The organism is Pelagicoccus enzymogenes, assembly GCF_014803405.1.
Taxonomy (GTDB): Bacteria; Verrucomicrobiota; Verrucomicrobiia; order Opitutales; family Opitutaceae; genus Pelagicoccus; species Pelagicoccus enzymogenes.
In genome coordinates this window covers 264-592 of record NZ_JACYFG010000058.1, presented here as the reverse complement: position 1 = coordinate 592, position 329 = coordinate 264, and the positions used below count along the sequence as shown (strand labels likewise).

Annotated in this window: 1 protein-coding gene; it reads right to left on the bottom strand. The window is 54.4% G+C overall.

Going from position 1 to position 329, the window contains the following annotated elements:
- The coding region (locus IEN85_RS24570) for a hypothetical protein (RefSeq protein ID WP_224772870.1) at positions 1-203 on the bottom strand (203 nt) is incomplete at its 3' end.
- Positions 204-329 lie beyond the last annotated feature (126 nt).

The window sequence follows — 329 nt, the reverse complement described above, 5'->3', positions numbered from 1 at the left end:
TTGACGCCAAAGGTTGTCTGAGAGCCGCTGGGACCGGTTACGGTCGGCATAGAAGGAAGAAGGTTTTCCAAGCCGAGCACATCCTCAGAATTGCCCGCAAAATCAATTTCATCACCTTGGCCGGTTCCATCGGGAGCGGTGCCTTCCCCGTCGCCCTCTAAGGTTTCGCCTATGCCCTCCAGAAGCTCATTTGTCTTGCTCAAGCGGTCATCGGTACCCTTCCAAAGCAACCATTGCACCTCTGCCTCTTTCTCAACGTCAGGCTTTTCGTTGCCCTCATCATCGACGTTTCCAGAGCCAGCAGCTTGCCCAACGTCGGTTTCCTCAAA